Source organism: Mesorhizobium sp. USDA 4132 (assembly GCF_056279545.1).
Window position 1 is genome coordinate 593,307 of sequence record NZ_JBWCCP010000002.1, and the last position, 15,212, is coordinate 608,518.

Sequence of the window (15,212 nt, forward strand, 5' to 3'; positions counted from 1 at the left end):
GCAGGCCAATCCTGACTCCGCGACGCCATCATTGTGAGGGACCACCAAACCTTCAAACCCGGCTGGCTGGGCACCGCCCGTTACACCATCTATGGTTCCGGCGCGGTCGTCTTGTCATGATCTCTCCTGTTCCCGGCATCTAAGCCGAAGTCAGGCAAAAATTCCATTTATCCCCGCTGTGCAGATTTTCCCGAGCCAGTTTTGTTCGATTCTTTTCAAGCCGAAACTCTATTTTTCAGACGGCCTCATACGTTGAGATAACGCTCGGCCAGGCGTGCCCACATCGCAGCGCCAGTGGTCAGGCTGCCATCGTTGAAGTCGTATTTTGATGAATGCAGGATCTGCGAATTTTTGCCGTTGCCAAGCCGCAGGAAGCTGCCGGGACGATGGTGAAGGAAATAGGCAAAGTCTTCGCTGCCGGGCAGAGGCGGGCAGGTCGAGACATGGTCGGTGCCAACCAGTTCCTCGGCGACCTCGCGTGCGAAGGCCGTCTCCTCCTCGGAATTTACTACAACGGGATAACCGTATTCGTATTCGATCTCGGCGGTGGCGCCGTGCCCTTCGGCAACGCTTGCCGTCAATTTGCGAATGCGCTCCTCGAGGAAAACGCGGATCGCCGGATCGAAGCAGCGCACGCTCATCGAAATCCTGGCATTATTAGGGATGACGTTCGATGCCTCTCCGGCATGAATGGTGCTTACCGTGACGACCGCCGTCTGGGTCGGATCGACATTGCGCGAGACGATCGATTGCAACGTCATCACGAGATTGCAGGCGACAAGGACCGGATCGACGGTCAGGTGCGGACGCGAGGCATGTCCGCCCTTGCCGGTGACGGTGATCTTGACGGTGTCGCCGGCGGCCATCATCGGGCCGGCTCGGGTGAGCAGCGTGCCGGCCGGCATGCCGGGATGGTTGTGCAGGCCAAAAATAGCGTCGATCGGAAAGCGTTCGAACAGGCCGTCAGCGATCATCCGTTGCGCGCCGCTGAATTGGCCTGCTTCCTCAGCAGGCTGGAAGATCAGCGTCACTGTGCCGTTGAAGCGCTTGGTGCGCGCCAAATATTCAGCGGCCCCGAGCAGAACCGTGGTGTGGCCGTCGTGGCCACACGCATGCATCTTGCCGGGCACGGTGCTGGCATAGGCGACGCCAGTCTCTTCTTCGATCGGCAACGCATCCATGTCGGCGCGGATACCGATGCTCCGGGTGCCTTCGCCATTCTTGAGCGTCGCCACAACCCCATGACCGCCGACATTGCGAGTTACCGTGTAACCCCAGCTTTCGAGTTTTTCGGCTACGTATCGGGCAGTTTCGGCCTCTTCGAAAGAGAGTTCCGGATGAGCATGGAGATGCTGGCGGGTCGCCTTCAGCTCGGCTTCCATAGAGTCGAAATCGGCGATGCGGGCGTAGAGATTGTCTTGGCTAGGCATGGAATATCCAGACTTTCAGATTTTGAACAAAAGACCCCGGCCTTTCGGCCGGGGCTAGTCGGGGAGGATTTACAGGAAGCGCGACAGAAAAGCCTGTGTGCGCGTATGCCGTGGATTGCCGATCACGTCTTCCGGTTTTCCCTGTTCGACGACCACCCCTCCGTCCATGAACACCACCCGGTCGGCCGCTTCACGCGCAAAGCTGATCTCGTGGGTGACGACGATCATGGTAAGACCCTGCTTTGCCAGGTCCCGCATCGTCGCCAGCACTTCGCCGACCAGTTCCGGATCGAGCGCCGAGGTTGGCTCATCGAACAGCATCAGCTTTGGCTTGATCGCCAGCGCGCGGGCAATTGCGACGCGTTGTTGCTGGCCGCCGGAAAGCTGCCGCGGGTAGGCATGTGCCTTCTCCGACAGACCGACCCGCTCCAAAAGGCGCTTGGCGTTCTCGATGGCATCCTTGCGGCTCTGACCGTGAACGCCGACCGGCGCCTCGATAATGTTCTGCAAGACCGTCATGTGCGGGTAGAGATTGAACTGCTGGAACACCATGCCGATCTTTCGACGCTGTCTGGCAATGCCGTTGGGCGACAGCCTTTCCAGCCGGTCGTTCTTGACGCGGTAACCGATCTGCTCGCCATCCACCTCGATATACCCCTTCTGGATATCTTCGAGGTGATTGATACAGCGCAGGAAGGTGGATTTGCCCGAGCCGGACGGCCCCAGAACGGCCACGACTTCCCCCGGCATAATGTCGAGGTCGATGCCCTTCAACACTTCGAGCCGGTCGAAGGACTTGTGGACATTACGAGCCTGGACGAGGGGCCTGGTGGTATCGACGATGGTCAATGGCTTGCCTCCTCTGTGACAGCTGCTGGCTTGGGCGTGGCGCCATTGCGGCGGTCGCTGCGACCATAATAGGCTTCGATATAGCCCTGACCGATATTCAGCACCGAGGTGATGAGCAGGTACCAGAGGACCGCGACCAGCAGCATCGGGATGATCTCGAAGGTGCGGTTATAGATCGATTGCACCGAGTAAAGCAGATCGGCCATGGCGATGACGCTGACGATCGACGTCGCCTTGATCATGCTGATCAGCTGATTGCCGGTCGGGGGCACAATCGAACGCATCGCCTGCGGAATAATGATCCGCCGCAGGGCTCGCGCCTTGGTCATGCCGAAGGCTTCCGCCGTTTCGGTCTGACCGCGGTCAACCGACAGAAGGCCGCCGCGGATGACTTCTGCCATATAAGCAGCCTCGTTGAGTGCGAGGCCGACAATCGCCGCCGTCATCGGGGTAATCACCGAGTTGGTGTCCCAACTGATGAGTGTCGGACCGAAGGGAATGGAAATCGAAATCGCCGGAAACAACGTCGACATGTTGTACCAGAAAATCAGCTGGACAAGGAGCGGCGTGCCGCGGAAGAACCAGATGAACAGCGACGCGAACGAGCTTGCCAGCTTGTCGGACGACATACGCGCGATCGCGATCACCAAGCCGAGCGCGACGCCGAGGATCATGGCGATCACGGTGAGGCCAAGACTGACGTAAAGACCGTTCAAAACCGTCGGATCGAAGAAATACTGGGCAACAACCGGCCAGCCGAAGTTTTCATTAGCGGCAACGATCCAGCCGAAGTCGATGACGACCAGCGCAATCACGATCCGGAGGGCAAGAGGGCCCGCCCGGAAAGGCGTGTGAGCCGTCGCCACATCGCGGAAGTCCGCGGCGCCCGAAGGCGCTGCGTTGTTGTTGTTGGTGGTGCTCATTTGGGAAGTTGCCCACCAAGGTTGAGGCCAGGCTGCTTGATCATGTTGTTCTCGAGGCCCCATTTCTTCATGATCGCGGCATAGGTGCCATTGTCCATGAGCACCTTGATGGCATCGACGAACAGCGGGCCGAGCGGTGAGCCCTTCGGCACGACGGCGCCCTGGAAGATGTCTTCAAAGCCGTTTTTCTGGCCGACCCCGGTCAGTTCCAGCTGGCCGTTCGCCTGGGAGACGAAATAGGTCAGCGGCGCCTGTGAGGAGAAGAAGGCATCGGCGCGCTTGGAACGGACGGCCAGGATCGATGCCGGCTGGTCGGTATAGGACTGGACCTCCACCGGTTCCTTGCCGTCAGCCTTGCACTTGTCCGACTGTGCCTTGATCACCCGTTCGGCGGATCCGCCGGCCATGACCGAGATGCGCTGGCCGCAGGACGTGTCCAGCGAGCCAATGCCCTTGGGATTGCCCTTGAGGGTGGCGAAGACGACGAATTCCTGCACCCAATCGACGAAGTCGCTTGCTGCTTCGCGATCCTTGTAGTCGCCGATCGGGCCGAAGGCGAACTGGTAACGGCCCGCGTTGACGCCGGCCAGCAGGGCCGGCAGACCACCGACAGTCGCATGCTCGATCTTGACGCCGAGAACCTGTCCGAGCGCATCGGTCAAGTCGGCACTGGCGCCTGTCATATCGGTGCCGGTGACGATTTCGTAGGGAGGGAACGAACCGTTGTTGACGGAGATCATCTTGCCAGCGGACTTGATGTCTTCCGGCAGGCGATCGTGGAGCGCCTTGTTGACGTCCAGCTTGATGGATGCGTCCTGCGCCCTGGCGACGCCCGCAAGTGCTACGCCGGCGAGGGCGAGAGCGATGAGTTTCTTATGCGACATGGTCATTCCCCTTTTTTACAAAGCTACGTTTCTTGAGAGAGTAACGTTACAGCTGCCGGTCAGATCCGGCTGCCATCCGTATCGAATGCGAAAAGCTCTTCCGGCGCCATGTGGCGCTTCATGATGCCCTGCGCGTGCAGTTCACTGGCAAAATCGTCGATCATCTTGCGGTTGGCGGCAAATCCGCTGGCATCCCAGCCTTTGGGCAGCTCGCGCGAGGTTTTCAGGACCTCGTCGAACATCCATGGCGTGGTTTCGGCATATTTGCGACGCTTGGTGGTCCACATGCGCTGTGATTCGTCGATGAGCCGGCTCACTTCGGCAATTACCCACGGGTTCTCGGCAACGATGTCAGCCTTGATGCCGATCAGGTGCATGCCAGGAACGTATCCCACATCGTCGAAATACCGGCGCTCTTCTGTGCGGAAATCGGCCAGCACCTGACGGAACGGTGAGCCAGGCTCGAAATAGCCATCGGGCATGAAGGGCGTAAAGATCGCATCCAGCCCACCTTCGCGCAAAAGGTCTACCATCGGGCGTTCGCCGGGGCAGGCTTCGATCAGGCCGGGCTGGCCAAAGCCGTCGAGGCGATCGGTGACTGGGTGGGCCTCTGTCAGGCGGCCAGCATACCACGTCGCATCCTTGACCTCGACGCCTTGGCGGCGGATAGCCGCACGCGTCCACGTGTTGCCGCTGTCGCGCCATCCGGTGACGCCGATGCGTTTGCCGGCCAGCTGGCCGAGCGTTGTCAGATCGCTGTCGCGAGTGGTCATGATGCAGCGATGGCGGAAGCCGCGCATGATGAAGTTGGGAATGCCAACGACGCTGTCATCGCCGTCGTGGCGAAGCTGGGTATAGCGGCTGAACGAAATCTCGGCAGCCTCGTGGTCGGGGCTCTTGCCGAGATGGGACACAAGCGTTCCGATCCGGTCCACCCGTAAGTCGAGCTTGTCGGAAGCGACATCGCCGAGGATCAGCGGGGTCATGTAGTCCCAGTCACGCAGTGCAATTCGAAGGCCCAGTGTCATTCTACATACTCATGTCAGAAAGTGCTTATGAAGGGAGATTAAAATGTTCACATCGTAATGATCAAATGTTATTACGTTATTGAACATTTAATTTGGTGAGCAAATGAGCGACACCTACGATTCGATCTGGTTTGCCGAAAAATTAAGCGATCGAACAATTCGCGGAATCGCGTTGGAAACCAGTGCCTTGATCAGGGCAGGGGCGCTTCCCGTAGGCGCCAAGCTGCCTCCGATCCGTGATCTCGCTTTTTCGCTCGGTGTCAGCCCGGCGACGATTTCGGAAGCCTGGAGCGAACTCAGACGGCAAAAGATCATTTCAGGAAGGGGCCGAAACGGCACCTGGGTCAGTGGTGACCGCTTCATCGCAAAGCCAGAGCGCCTTGCGAGTTCCGGCCACTACGGTGCAGATGTGCTCGACCTGACGATGGCCGTTCCCGACCCAAGGCTGCTGCCGCCTTTGGAGAAGGCGCTGGCATACGGGTCTTCCGCAGAGAACCTCAACAGCTATGAGCGCAGCCGTATTCTGCCGGAACTGGAGGCCGAAGTACGCAAGACATGGCCCTATGACCCGGAAGCGATGCTTGCGACCAACGGCGGTTATAATGCTGTGTATACCGCCATTCATGCGCTGGTGACGCCCGGCGCGCCTGTCGCCATCGAAGAACCGACGGCGATGCGGCTCCTCGATATTCTTGAGCATCAGGGTGCACGTATACTACCTGTGAAATGTGACGAGTACGGCCCGCTGCCCTCATCGCTCCAGGATGCGATGCGCTACAAACCGGTCGTTTTCCTGTTTCAGCCGCGGCTGCATTCAGTGACTGGCCGGACAGTGACGCCGCAACGTCTGGGCGAACTGACTGAAGTACTACGTGACAGCGACACCCTCATAATTGAGGATGATGGCATGTCCGATATTTCGGGGGTTGAGCGTCATTCGCTTGGCACCCAGTTTCCCGATAGGGTCATTCACATTACCTCGTTTTCCAAGACGCTCGGCCCCGATCTCCGTTTGGCCGTATTGTCAGGCACAGCGGCAATCGTTGAACAGATCCAGTCTTATCGTAGTTTTAGTGCCGCCTGGACCAGCCGCGTTCTTCAAGCCGCCGGTGCATGGTTGTTGCGCCAACCGGAAACTTGGGAAGGCATCGCATCTGCCCGGGCTATCTATAAAAAACGACGCGATATGCTCGCTAGCGCTCTGCGCGTGCGCGGCCTAACCATCGAAGATGGAGACGGGTTATCTTTGTGGGTGCCGGTGGTCTCTGAGCCCTTTGCAATGGTTACGCTCGCTGCCCGGAATATTGCGGTCAACTCGGGAAGCAAATTCTGCATTGCTCACAGCAATAACATTCGGGTGGCAACGTCGATGTTGGATGAGCGCTCCGAGGATGTAGCTGATGCGATTGCACTCGCCCACATTATGTAGCTGCACACGCTGCGCGTTGACAGCTCTGGTGCATGCGGTGTCACAATGTTCCATTGCCGCCCCGAACGCGGTGTTTGTTGATGACGTAGGTACGCGCGGTCGTCACAACGTTCCAATGCGCCTTTGCGCGGATATCGTGGTTTTGGCACCTAAAAGGTCTTCCACAATTCATGTGGTTCGCTGGCCGGTAGCAGTAACGCAGCTTTCTAAGGTCGCTCCGGGTTGTATCTGGTGGCCGTCAGCCGCTCAGACACAGCACAGGACTTGGAGTCGCGATACCCTGCGTCGCGCAGCGCGGCCCTTATAGGCCCATCTCCATAGCGGACATTCTTTCCTTTTGGATAAATCGCCCAGACCGGAAGGTCCGGACATTTTGCCTGCGCCGCCTGAGCCGCCGCCAGATCATCGGGCCCGTCGATGCGGGCGACTATGCCCCTGCGTCCCTTTCCAGCCCCAGTTTAGCGCGCAGGCTCGGCGGTGGAGTGGCAATCGCGTTCCTCCATTTCTCTGCCCCGATGGCGCCCATATGCAGGGAAACAGATTCGCCATTGCATGTGAAGCAAAGCGCCGACCCATCCACGTGGACATTCACAAGCCGGTCGCGCGGGAACCGTCGGCGGATGTCGCCACGCAAGACCAGTTCTGTGCTTTCGAGCAGAGCGAGGACATCACCTGCCTCGCCGCCTATCTCCACACGTGTGATTGCCTCGCGTCCCATGTCATCTCCTTCTATTGTGGGCAGCCTTGGAATACGGTCACCGGAGACAAATCCGACAATGTGGCCAGATCGCCAGCAACTTCGAAAAGACCGATGACGCGGAAAGTTCGCTATTGGTATCTGGCTGACCCAGATGCAAAGCCGTCCTCCATCGTTCCGCAATTTTGGTCGAGGAAACGGACAATGTCATTCCTCCAAATGACCACGCCTCGATAGGGAAACGCGTGGCCATCGCGTGAGGAATCTCCGAATGGAGGATATATCTTGATCTCCGCCGGACGCCCAACCGCCCTCCGATGAAACCAACATCGTCGATTCCGCGCGAAGCCATTTGCGTTCCATGTGCTTATCCGGTCGTTTTTCGGTCGTCTTTTGCGGGAGGTTCTGCGTTCCTGAGCGCCATCATGAGATAGTCCTGCAATATCGATTGAAGTCCTGCGGTTTTGGTTCGGACCCGGGCCATCGCGGCGCGCATGGTCACCTCATCGACCGGATGCTGCCTGGCAAGAGCCTCCTGGGCGTCACGCGCCGTCCTCAGTTCAGCCAATGCCGCGCGCACGGTTGATCTGTTTTCTCGCAAAACCTCGCGGAATGCACGCTGGACCTCGGGAGAATAGCGCGCTGCGAGAGCCATGGAAAGAACATTGGGGCCGGATTGCCATCGATGCGCGAGGTAGCCGATCGTGAAGAAGTTGCCGGCAAGCGACATGGCGAGCAGCACGAAAACAGCGGTTCGTAACATGCCGGAACGTGTCATAGGCTGCTCTCCGGACGATCGAATTCATCGCCAAACAGGAATGTCGTCGGCGCGCCGGCCGCAACCGCGAACAAGGACGCTTCGACGGAACGTCCCTCTACCCTGGCGAACTGGTATCCACCCATCAGCGCCGCTCCTGTCAGTATGAGCGCAGCAGTGGCCACCAGGCGGGGCGATGCAAAAGCCGACCACAGCCATTTCGATCTCGGGTTCCGGTGCCCGCCGAGCCCGTCGAGCACCTTCCGGGCCAGAAGGTTGTCATCGACCTTATTGATGGCAGCTTCGCGGACTAGGCTGTCGACCGGGTTCTCATCCAGGCGGTTCTCCGCCAGCCGGCGGTATGGCGCCGGCCAGGTCGATACGTCGTCGCCGAAACGGCGTTTCAGTTTCTTGAATTTCTCGTCAGTCATTGTCGTAGCCTTACTCCGCTGCCTGCCTTTGCCATATGCTCCCGCAACGCGCGTCGCGCGCGAACCAGAAGCTGTTCGACCGAGCCGCCGGTCGTTCCCATCACCTGTGCGATTTCCGCAACGTCGAGATCGGCGACCGCGCGCAGGAGCAGCGCCATGCGCTGGCGCCGCGGCAAGTCGAGTATGCCTTTGCGGGCCAGGCTCAGCTCCGACCGTCCGGAGACTCTCACCTCGGCGTCGGGCTCGTCTAAGCTCGGGTCGGCGGGCATCGCATCCAGTCCGACGAAGCGCAGCAGCGCGTTTCGTCGTCCAATATCGATACAGCGGTTCGCGGCGATCCTGTACAGCCATGTCGTGACCTGTGCCCTGTCCGGATCGAAATGGGCCGCCTTGCGCCATACGGTCCAGAATACTTCCTGGACGACATCCTCGGCATCCTCACGCGAGCTGCCCAGGTAACGCCGGGCAAAGGCCGTCAGGCCCTCGCCGTGGCGCTCGACGAGTTGTGCAAGCGCGTGCTGACGCCCCGCCGCGATCGCCAGCATGAGCGATCGATCGATATCGGCGGCGGCTTTGTCGCCTGTTCGCTTAGCGCCCTCCAAGTTTGACTAGCGTACGATACGGCGTAGCGTCAGAAGCCGACTACCCTCCGGGCCGGTGATGCTGCTTGCCGTACGGACACGCCAGGGTCCGACCGCGGTCGCCCGCTTGCCCGTCACGGTGGTTCCTTTCGGTCCGGTTGCCGAGTAGCTCCGGGCGCAGCGGTCGACGATGCCTGAAGCACATTGGCCGCTCGATGTGTATGTCGCGCCATTGGCGCCCGTGCGGGTTGTGGTTCCCGAATATCGACCGTCCTCACCGCTGACGGTGCGGGTGATTTGCCCGCCGCGGGCCGTCGAGCGTGTCCATTCCTCGGCATTGCCAGGACCAGCGATCGCCAGCAGTGGGGCTGTGACAATCAGCATGATTGCAAGTCGTGATACATATTTCATCTTGAATCGTCCTTGGTTTCATCAGGGTAGCCGAGCGAAGCATATCGTTGCTATACGCCCAGCTATGCTGCTCATACGAACGAAGCGGCACGCTCCTACGCTGAGCACTGATTGATGGCTCGCTCCGTGGCTTTTCTTCGTCACCGCGTAGGAGGGCAGCTTGCCATACGTATAAATCGGAAAGGTCATTGTCGGCGGAGCCGGGTATGCGAAATTTAACATGGGCTATGATTGTTTTTTCTGTTGGAGCCCTTTTCGGCTTTGCTGGTCCTGAAGCGCAATCTCAGGAACTGGGTAGGGGAGAACGCCGGGCACTGGTGCAGGCCTGCCGCGCAGACGTTGCGAGAGTGTGCCCTGGGGCCAGGCCCGGCGGAGGCGCCATCGCCCAATGCCTTCGCCAAAACGTGACGCAATTATCTGACGGCTGCCGGTCGGCCATCGCCGTAGCAGCGCAGGATTCAGGGCAGCCTGCGGGTGCGCAAGCCGCGCTTCCTGCGCAAACCAGGGTCTACCGTGATATCGCCTATGGAAGTCATTCGAAGCAGCGGATGGACATCTACGTGCCGGACGGTGCCGCAAACGCTCCCGTCATATTCATGGTGCACGGCGGAGCATGGGCCATCGGTTCCAAATCGGCTTCCCGCGTTGTCGACAACAAAGTCGCCTACTGGCTTCCGAAAGGCTTCATCTTCGTCTCGGTCGACAACCGCCTGCTGCCGGAAGCTGATCCGCTCGTGCAGGCTCAGGATGTGGTCAAGGCTCTTGCCACGGCCCAGGAAAAGGTGCGGAGCCTCGGCGGCGATCCCCGCCGCTTCGTTCTGATGGGGCATTCGGCCGGCGCGCATCTGGTGATGTTGCTTTCCGCCGATCCCAATATGGCAACGCGTGTCGGTGCGCAACTATGGCGCGGTACGGTCGCGTTAGACAGCGCGGCCTACGACGTGACGGGAATCATGAAGGGTTCGCATCCGCGGCTGTACGACAGGGCATTCGGCAACGATCCGGCTTTCTGGCTGCGCGCATCCCCGAGCGCCCAACTCCGGCCCGCAGCGCGACCGATGCTGCTTGTATGTTCGTCAACACGTCGCACATCCTGTGCTCAGGCAGAAGGCTTTGAAGCCAGGGCCGGAACGGTCGGAGTTCGCACCGGAGTTTTGCCGGTGGCCAAAAGCCATTCCGCGATTAACGAGGATCTCGGCAAACCAGGGAGCTACACCCAGACAGTCGATCGGTTCATCCAGGGGTTGGTCCAATAGGCAGTCACCGTCGTCGCGGAGGGCCCGCAAGGTCGCGAGCGCCGCTGGGTCGTCGAACGGACGTTTGCGTGGCTGGGCCGATGCCGCAGGCTGGCCAAGGATTTCGAGAAATCCATCGCTTCAGCAGAAGCCTGAATAACCATCGCTCACATCCGCATGCTTATCAGACGAGCCCGACGAATATGCGCTTGCAAGTGGCCAACCACTTGCTGACCCTCCCGTCCAACGTCCCGAGGGAATCCATGAGGGAGAATTCCTGTCAGGAGGATCCGGAAACGACGCCCTCACGGGGGAGCGGGCGCCGACACCTTCATCTTCAGCATCGATAGTGACCAGGACACGATTACCGATTTCGGTACCGGGAATGCTTGCACAGCTCGCCGGCGACAGCGACGAGTATGCAGGCGACCGACAGGATAGGGCCAAGCCAACGGAACGACATTCTCTCTAGATCAAAGAGGAACCGATCAAATCGACTACGCCGCATTGCCGACCTCGTTTCTCGGATCCAGGCGAGACGTGCTGAGCCGCGCGCCCGCGTCGATGTCTTTTAAGATGATGATACTCGCTCGGTTGCCGGAATTCTCGTCCGTCTGATTTCCCCGGTCTCATCGGAGTGCCTCCGAGGGAGCATGTTCAGCGGCGATTTACCTGATGCGGCTCGGACGACGAGCATTGGCGAGCAGTTCCTGCTTGGTTGCACGAGACCCGAACAGGATTCTCAGGTCCCGGATCGCACTGGCGTCGAGGGCGTAGCGCATTCCAAATTCATCGATATCGATAAACACCCCTGCTGGTAGGCTCGCAACTGCGAGGACCTGATCTCCAGATCGGTACCGGTGTCGCGCAGGTCGGTGAAAGCGAACCGTTTGGATTTGCAGGTGATGAGCGTCAATACGCACAGTAATGCCTCCGCCCGGCCCAAATCGATGTCCAGTGTCATACGCTTGAGGTTGCATTCTCATGATCCCGGAAACTCACCCCGGCGATACCGGCCACACTCTCGGCCACCACCCGTATCGCACGCTTTTGCGCAGCAGACGGAACAGGAGCGAGAATTTCGACAATCGAATCTTTGACGTCCATTTTAAGCCGACCAGCTTCAAGGCCAAGTCCTGCTCGCAGTCGGGTCGCAACAGCCAGGCGCAGCGCATCATCCCCTTTCGCCACGACATCGCGGTCCGTTTTTATCGCTCGCAGGATATCGCGCCGGCTGATGATCCCGACGAGCTTGCCCGATTGAATCACCGGCAAACGTTTGATGTTGTGGCTTCGCGCGAGAACAGCGGCGTCGGCAAGCGGTTGTTCTGGCGATATGCAAATGAGCTCTCTTGTCATGCAATCGCCTACGGTCGTTCCATGTGTCCGAACATAATTTTCAAAGAAGGCACCGTCAGAACCTTCCGGGAGAGGCTCCGAGCCGACATTAAACGCACTCCGGCTCAATAGGTCGCCTTCGGTGAGCATGCCGACAACACGATCGTCATCGCCGACCACCGGAAGCCCGCTGACGTGGTGGTCGAGCATCAACTGAATGGCGTGGTTGATACTCGTGTCCGGCGACACGCGGATCGGTGTCAGCGTCATGAAATCCTGCACAAGCATTATGCTTTCCCTTTTTCGGAACTTGACCCAGTCTCGCAGGGTGGGCCGCCGATGCCTTGATTCAACTCAACCTAAATGATCCTCAGGATGGGAATTCTGAAACACCCGGCGAGCGGCGGCTTTGGGCTGTTGTTTATCTGTAGAGCGGGGGCATGTGAGAGCTCACCACGGTGGAGCGGAGAATTGGGCAACTATCGCTTCGCGATTGAGACTTGCAGCTTTATTCAGTCGATCTGGTTGCCGACCAGATCAACACGCTCACGGCCATCGTCAACGGTCAGGAGCAGGGCCGGATCGACGAGTTACTTCCATGGATTAGCTCGGCATCCGGCAGCCAGGCCCTCACATTAAATGCCAGGCCCGCGAAGCTCACTATTTCATCGGAAGTCCAACTCGAAGATGTGTCCGGAATTCGACCGTGATTTAGAGAATGTCGCCTGATGTATTTCTACTATGCGTTCGACAATCTTCAGTCCGATACCAAGGCTATCACTAGACCCCGATACCGTTTCGTTACGCAGCAGGATTTCGGGGGACTGATCTTCGACCGCAATGATGCCGTTGCCCACACGGACGATGACTGCTGTGCGATCAACTGTGTGCCTGACTGCGTTCTCGATCAAATTCCGAAGCGCGTCTCTTAGAAGCGAAGGCGCGCCCCTGAGCATGCTGCTTTCCACTTGGCTGAAGAACTCTAGCGAATGATTGTTTTCGTAGACCCAAGGGGCGAGCTGCGCTACCACGGACGACGATAGCTCCACGAGGTCGATCTCCTCGAACATGCCGTGATCGACGCTTTCAAGCCGAGCGAGCGCGGTGATCTGAGCGACGAAGTTCACCAGGTCCTCAAGGTCGGCTTCGGCCCTCCTCGCGCGGGGATGATCGATCTGGGCGAGTTCCAGCTTCAACGCTGCAAGTGGTGTTCGGATTTCGTGGGCGATCCCGGATGTCAGGACCTTCTGCGACCTCATCAAAGCGCCGACGCGCTCGAAGGCGCGATTGACGGCGGCCGCAAGATGGGCGACCTCCCGCGGCATTTGATCGAAGTCCAAATGCGAGCGCGAATCCATTGGATCAACCTGGTCAGCAGCGTCGGCGGCAGCTCGGACTGGCCGCAGTGCCTGGCGGACGGATAGCAAGGTTCCACCAAGTACGAGAACCAGGAGGATGCTCATGGGTACGATCAGGTGTCCGATTATCTCATTCCAGAGGACGTCGGACATGACGTCAGAGGGATCACCGATCGTCGCAATATCGACGAGGAAACGCTGGGTGCCAATAGCGAATGCTTGACCGCCGACGAGCGACAAAGGCTTTCCCGGTGCCAAAGACCTCAACCAGAAGTCTGGCGGGTTCACATCCTTAGGAAGGAAGCGATCCTCACAGGCAGCGTCGCATGATTGGAACACCAGCGTACCGTTCGCCGCACGAATGCGGGCAACGTAACCTGTGTCATCTTTTCGGTAACGCTGCTGTACAGTGTCGGGAAGGCGGTAATGCACGCTAGCACCTTCCACTGCGATCCCGGCCGCCAATCGTTCTGTTTCCTGCTCAACGAACAATCGCGACAGCTCACCAACATCCCAGTAGTAATCCGAAAAGACGAGGGCGAGTTGCAGGAGCATGGCGAAGATCGCGAAGAAAGTGATTCGGCGAGCGAGAATCGCTCCGAGCGTCGGTTGCGACTGGCTCAATCATGCACCTCGCGCATCATATAGCCCACACCTCTGATCGTCTCGATTGACGAGTGGGTATTGTGGCTCTCGAGTTTCTTCCGAAGACGGGATATCGCCAACTCAACGGCATTACTGCTTCTCTCGTCGCCAAACTCGGAGAACGCATGCTCGATCTTTGCTTTGGGGACAACCTTTCCACCGTTGCGCATCAGCAGTTCGAGCAAGCCCTTTTCTGACGGGGCGAGAGCGACTTCATTGCCCGCGCAGATCACCTGACGCGACGCTACATCGAGTTTCAGCGCGGCGTATTCCAGCACGGGCATAGAGGTGACGGGTGATCGCCGGATAAGTGCGCGTATCCGGGCCGTCAGTTCGCCATTGTGGAACGGCTTGGCCAGATAGTCGTCAGCGCCCGCATCAAGTCCGGCTATCCGCTCGTCGATCGCAGCTCTTGCAGTCAGAACGAGCACTGGCGTCTGACTGCCAGCCTCCCGGAGCGATTTGAGGACGTCGATGCCATCCTCCTCAGGAAGACCAAGGTCTAGGAGAAGCAGGTCGTACTCCCCCTCTCGAAGGGCTATACGTCCATCCTGTGCAGTCGCGAACGCGTCTATCTTCCAGCCCTCATTCCGGATGGCCTCGCAAACAAGCCCACGAAGCCGGGCGCTGTCCTCGATGAGCAGAATTCTCATGCCTTCTTTCGACCTGTAATCATCGACCAGACGAGATTCTCTCGATATCTCCAGCTTTCCACGATAGCAGCGCCAGCATGGATGAAGACGAGGATCATAATGCTGTTGGCAATCGTTCCGTGCAATCGCTCAAGCCATTTTTCGCCCCAAAAGGCATCCAATGTCGTCATCCATCCGGTCACGGCCGTTGCCGCAAGAAGAGCGATGAGCAAGAATATCATGATCGAAGCGAGCGGATTGTGTCCAAGGTATCGCTTTTCCTGGCTCTCGATGATGCCGCCAATTTGCTCCTTCAGCCTCCGCGGCGTCGGGAAGAAATCGTCGAATCGCGCATGCTTTGTACCAACGAAGCCCCAAAAAAGTCGAATTATGATCGCCCCTGCGACCACGTATCCCGTGACGCGATGCCAGTATTTCCCTTCCTCCAGGATAAAGAAGTTGAGCGCGCAAGCTGCGACAATGGTCCAATGAAAAATTCGGACGATGGGGTCCCAGACTTTGACGCTCCTTGGCGCGGCGTCGGAGGGCGATAAGCCCTCCTTCCTCGGTGAGATCGCCGTCAT

15 protein-coding genes and 3 pseudogenes are annotated in these 15,212 nt (G+C 58.9%); 5 read left to right on the plus strand and 13 right to left on the minus strand.

Going from position 1 to position 15,212, the window contains the following annotated elements:
* Positions 1-245: 245 nt before the first annotated feature.
* From ACZ9IU_RS25450 to ACZ9IU_RS25470, 5 genes are all read right to left on the minus strand, one after another.
* Positions 246-1,430: a M20 aminoacylase family protein gene (locus tag ACZ9IU_RS25450; protein ID WP_040125267.1), complete on the minus strand. Its 1,185-nt coding sequence runs from the start codon at positions 1,428-1,430 to the stop codon at positions 246-248.
* A 69-nt stretch (positions 1,431-1,499) separates the two neighbouring features.
* Positions 1,500-2,279 (minus strand): amino acid ABC transporter ATP-binding protein, encoded by a 780-nt coding sequence (locus ACZ9IU_RS25455; protein ID WP_040125265.1) that lies wholly within the window; start codon positions 2,277-2,279, stop codon positions 1,500-1,502.
* The gene (locus ACZ9IU_RS25460) at positions 2,276-3,202 is read right to left on the minus strand and encodes an amino acid ABC transporter permease (protein ID WP_040125263.1); all 927 of its coding nucleotides are present in this window, start codon (positions 3,200-3,202) and stop codon (positions 2,276-2,278) included. The genes ACZ9IU_RS25455 and ACZ9IU_RS25460 overlap by 4 nt, the downstream gene beginning before the upstream one ends.
* Entirely contained in the window at positions 3,199-4,086 is an 888-nt protein-coding gene (locus ACZ9IU_RS25465) for an ABC transporter substrate-binding protein (protein ID WP_040125861.1), read from the minus strand. The genes ACZ9IU_RS25460 and ACZ9IU_RS25465 overlap by 4 nt, the downstream gene beginning before the upstream one ends.
* Before the next feature lie 59 nt (positions 4,087-4,145).
* Positions 4,146-5,114, minus strand: coding sequence for a substrate-binding domain-containing protein (locus ACZ9IU_RS25470; protein ID WP_040125262.1), 969 nt, complete (start codon positions 5,112-5,114; stop codon positions 4,146-4,148).
* Between the two features lie 103 nt (positions 5,115-5,217).
* On the opposite strand from ACZ9IU_RS25470, the gene ACZ9IU_RS25475 reads away from it, so the two are divergent.
* Positions 5,218-6,543, plus strand: a complete 1,326-nt coding sequence (locus ACZ9IU_RS25475; RefSeq protein ID WP_040125260.1) for an aminotransferase-like domain-containing protein — start codon at positions 5,218-5,220, stop codon at positions 6,541-6,543.
* A gap of 1,064 nt (positions 6,544-7,607) precedes the next feature.
* Here ACZ9IU_RS25475 and ACZ9IU_RS25480 read toward each other — a convergent pair.
* From ACZ9IU_RS25480 to ACZ9IU_RS25495, 4 genes are all read right to left on the minus strand, one after another.
* Complete coding sequence (locus ACZ9IU_RS25480) at positions 7,608-8,018, minus strand: periplasmic heavy metal sensor (protein ID WP_040125257.1); 411 nt, start codon at positions 8,016-8,018, stop codon at positions 7,608-7,610.
* Complete coding sequence (locus ACZ9IU_RS25485) at positions 8,015-8,428, minus strand: hypothetical protein (protein WP_040125255.1); 414 nt, start codon at positions 8,426-8,428, stop codon at positions 8,015-8,017. Before ACZ9IU_RS25485 ends, ACZ9IU_RS25480 begins: the two co-directional genes overlap by 4 nt.
* Positions 8,425-8,973 carry an RNA polymerase sigma factor gene (locus ACZ9IU_RS25490; protein WP_080719368.1) on the minus strand — a complete coding sequence of 183 codons (549 nt, stop codon included), beginning with the start codon at positions 8,971-8,973 and terminating at the stop codon, positions 8,425-8,427. The genes ACZ9IU_RS25485 and ACZ9IU_RS25490 overlap by 4 nt, the downstream gene beginning before the upstream one ends.
* Before the next feature lie 63 nt (positions 8,974-9,036).
* Positions 9,037-9,420 (minus strand): hypothetical protein, encoded by a 384-nt coding sequence (locus ACZ9IU_RS25495; RefSeq protein ID WP_244447577.1) that lies wholly within the window; start codon positions 9,418-9,420, stop codon positions 9,037-9,039.
* A 227-nt stretch (positions 9,421-9,647) separates the two neighbouring features.
* On the opposite strand from ACZ9IU_RS25495, the pseudogene ACZ9IU_RS25500 reads away from it, so the two are divergent.
* The 3 genes and pseudogenes from ACZ9IU_RS25500 to ACZ9IU_RS25510 form a co-directional block, all read left to right on the plus strand.
* Positions 9,648-9,824, plus strand: a pseudogene (locus ACZ9IU_RS25500) (cysteine rich repeat-containing protein); the annotation flags it as partial.
* Between the two features lie 144 nt (positions 9,825-9,968).
* Complete coding sequence (locus ACZ9IU_RS25505; protein WP_157885327.1) at positions 9,969-10,676, plus strand: alpha/beta hydrolase; 708 nt, start codon at positions 9,969-9,971, stop codon at positions 10,674-10,676.
* Positions 10,677-10,715: 39 nt separating this feature from the next.
* Positions 10,716-10,811 (plus strand): annotated as a pseudogene (locus ACZ9IU_RS25510) (transposase); the annotation flags it as partial.
* Positions 10,812-11,615: 804 nt separating this feature from the next.
* On the opposite strand, the gene ACZ9IU_RS25515 reads toward ACZ9IU_RS25510, so the two are convergent.
* Entirely contained in the window at positions 11,616-12,281 is a 666-nt protein-coding gene (locus tag ACZ9IU_RS25515) for a CBS domain-containing protein (RefSeq protein ID WP_040125247.1), read from the minus strand.
* Between the two features lie 163 nt (positions 12,282-12,444).
* Between ACZ9IU_RS25515 and ACZ9IU_RS25520 the strand changes: the two are divergent.
* A pseudogene (locus ACZ9IU_RS25520) lies at positions 12,445-12,595 on the plus strand (IS66 family transposase); the annotation flags it as partial.
* Positions 12,596-12,658: 63 nt separating this feature from the next.
* On the opposite strand, the gene ACZ9IU_RS25525 reads toward ACZ9IU_RS25520, so the two are convergent.
* The 3 genes from ACZ9IU_RS25525 to ACZ9IU_RS25535 are packed head-to-tail and all read right to left on the minus strand — an operon-like array spanning position 12,659 to position 15,212.
* On the minus strand, positions 12,659-13,975 hold the full coding sequence (locus tag ACZ9IU_RS25525; protein WP_040125245.1) for a sensor histidine kinase: 1,317 nt from the start codon (positions 13,973-13,975) through the stop codon (positions 12,659-12,661).
* Positions 13,972-14,649: a response regulator gene (locus tag ACZ9IU_RS25530; RefSeq protein WP_040125243.1), complete on the minus strand. Its 678-nt coding sequence runs from the start codon at positions 14,647-14,649 to the stop codon at positions 13,972-13,974. The genes ACZ9IU_RS25525 and ACZ9IU_RS25530 overlap by 4 nt, the downstream gene beginning before the upstream one ends.
* Positions 14,646-15,212 (minus strand): cytochrome b/b6 domain-containing protein, encoded by a 567-nt coding sequence (locus tag ACZ9IU_RS25535; RefSeq protein WP_040125241.1) that lies wholly within the window; start codon positions 15,210-15,212, stop codon positions 14,646-14,648. Before ACZ9IU_RS25535 ends, ACZ9IU_RS25530 begins: the two co-directional genes overlap by 4 nt.

What these genes read in the sequence shown, in the direction of transcription:
- ACZ9IU_RS25515 (WP_040125247.1), bottom strand. Translation starts at nt 12,281, where the DNA reads ATGCTTGTGCAGGATTTCATGACGCTGACACCGATCCGCGTGTCGCCG.
- ACZ9IU_RS25530 (WP_040125243.1), bottom strand. Translation starts at nt 14,649, where the DNA reads ATGAGAATTCTGCTCATCGAGGACAGCGCCCGGCTTCGTGGGCTTGTT.
- ACZ9IU_RS25490 (WP_080719368.1), bottom strand. Translation starts at nt 8,973, where the DNA reads ATGCTGGCGATCGCGGCGGGGCGTCAGCACGCGCTTGCACAACTCGTC.
- ACZ9IU_RS25470 (WP_040125262.1), bottom strand. Translation starts at nt 5,114, where the DNA reads ATGACACTGGGCCTTCGAATTGCACTGCGTGACTGGGACTACATGACC.
- ACZ9IU_RS25495 (WP_244447577.1), bottom strand. Translation starts at nt 9,420, where the DNA reads ATGAAATATGTATCACGACTTGCAATCATGCTGATTGTCACAGCCCCA.
- ACZ9IU_RS25475 (WP_040125260.1), top strand. Translation starts at nt 5,218, where the DNA reads ATGAGCGACACCTACGATTCGATCTGGTTTGCCGAAAAATTAAGCGAT.
- ACZ9IU_RS25450 (WP_040125267.1), bottom strand. Translation starts at nt 1,430, where the DNA reads ATGCCTAGCCAAGACAATCTCTACGCCCGCATCGCCGATTTCGACTCT.
- ACZ9IU_RS25480 (WP_040125257.1), bottom strand. Translation starts at nt 8,018, where the DNA reads ATGACACGTTCCGGCATGTTACGAACCGCTGTTTTCGTGCTGCTCGCC.
- ACZ9IU_RS25465 (WP_040125861.1), bottom strand. Translation starts at nt 4,086, where the DNA reads ATGTCGCATAAGAAACTCATCGCTCTCGCCCTCGCCGGCGTAGCACTT.
- ACZ9IU_RS25460 (WP_040125263.1), bottom strand. Translation starts at nt 3,202, where the DNA reads ATGAGCACCACCAACAACAACAACGCAGCGCCTTCGGGCGCCGCGGAC.
- ACZ9IU_RS25505 (WP_157885327.1), top strand. Translation starts at nt 9,969, where the DNA reads ATGGACATCTACGTGCCGGACGGTGCCGCAAACGCTCCCGTCATATTC.
- ACZ9IU_RS25535 (WP_040125241.1), bottom strand. Translation starts at nt 15,212, where the DNA reads ATGACGGCGATCTCACCGAGGAAGGAGGGCTTATCGCCCTCCGACGCC.
- ACZ9IU_RS25485 (WP_040125255.1), bottom strand. Translation starts at nt 8,428, where the DNA reads ATGACTGACGAGAAATTCAAGAAACTGAAACGCCGTTTCGGCGACGAC.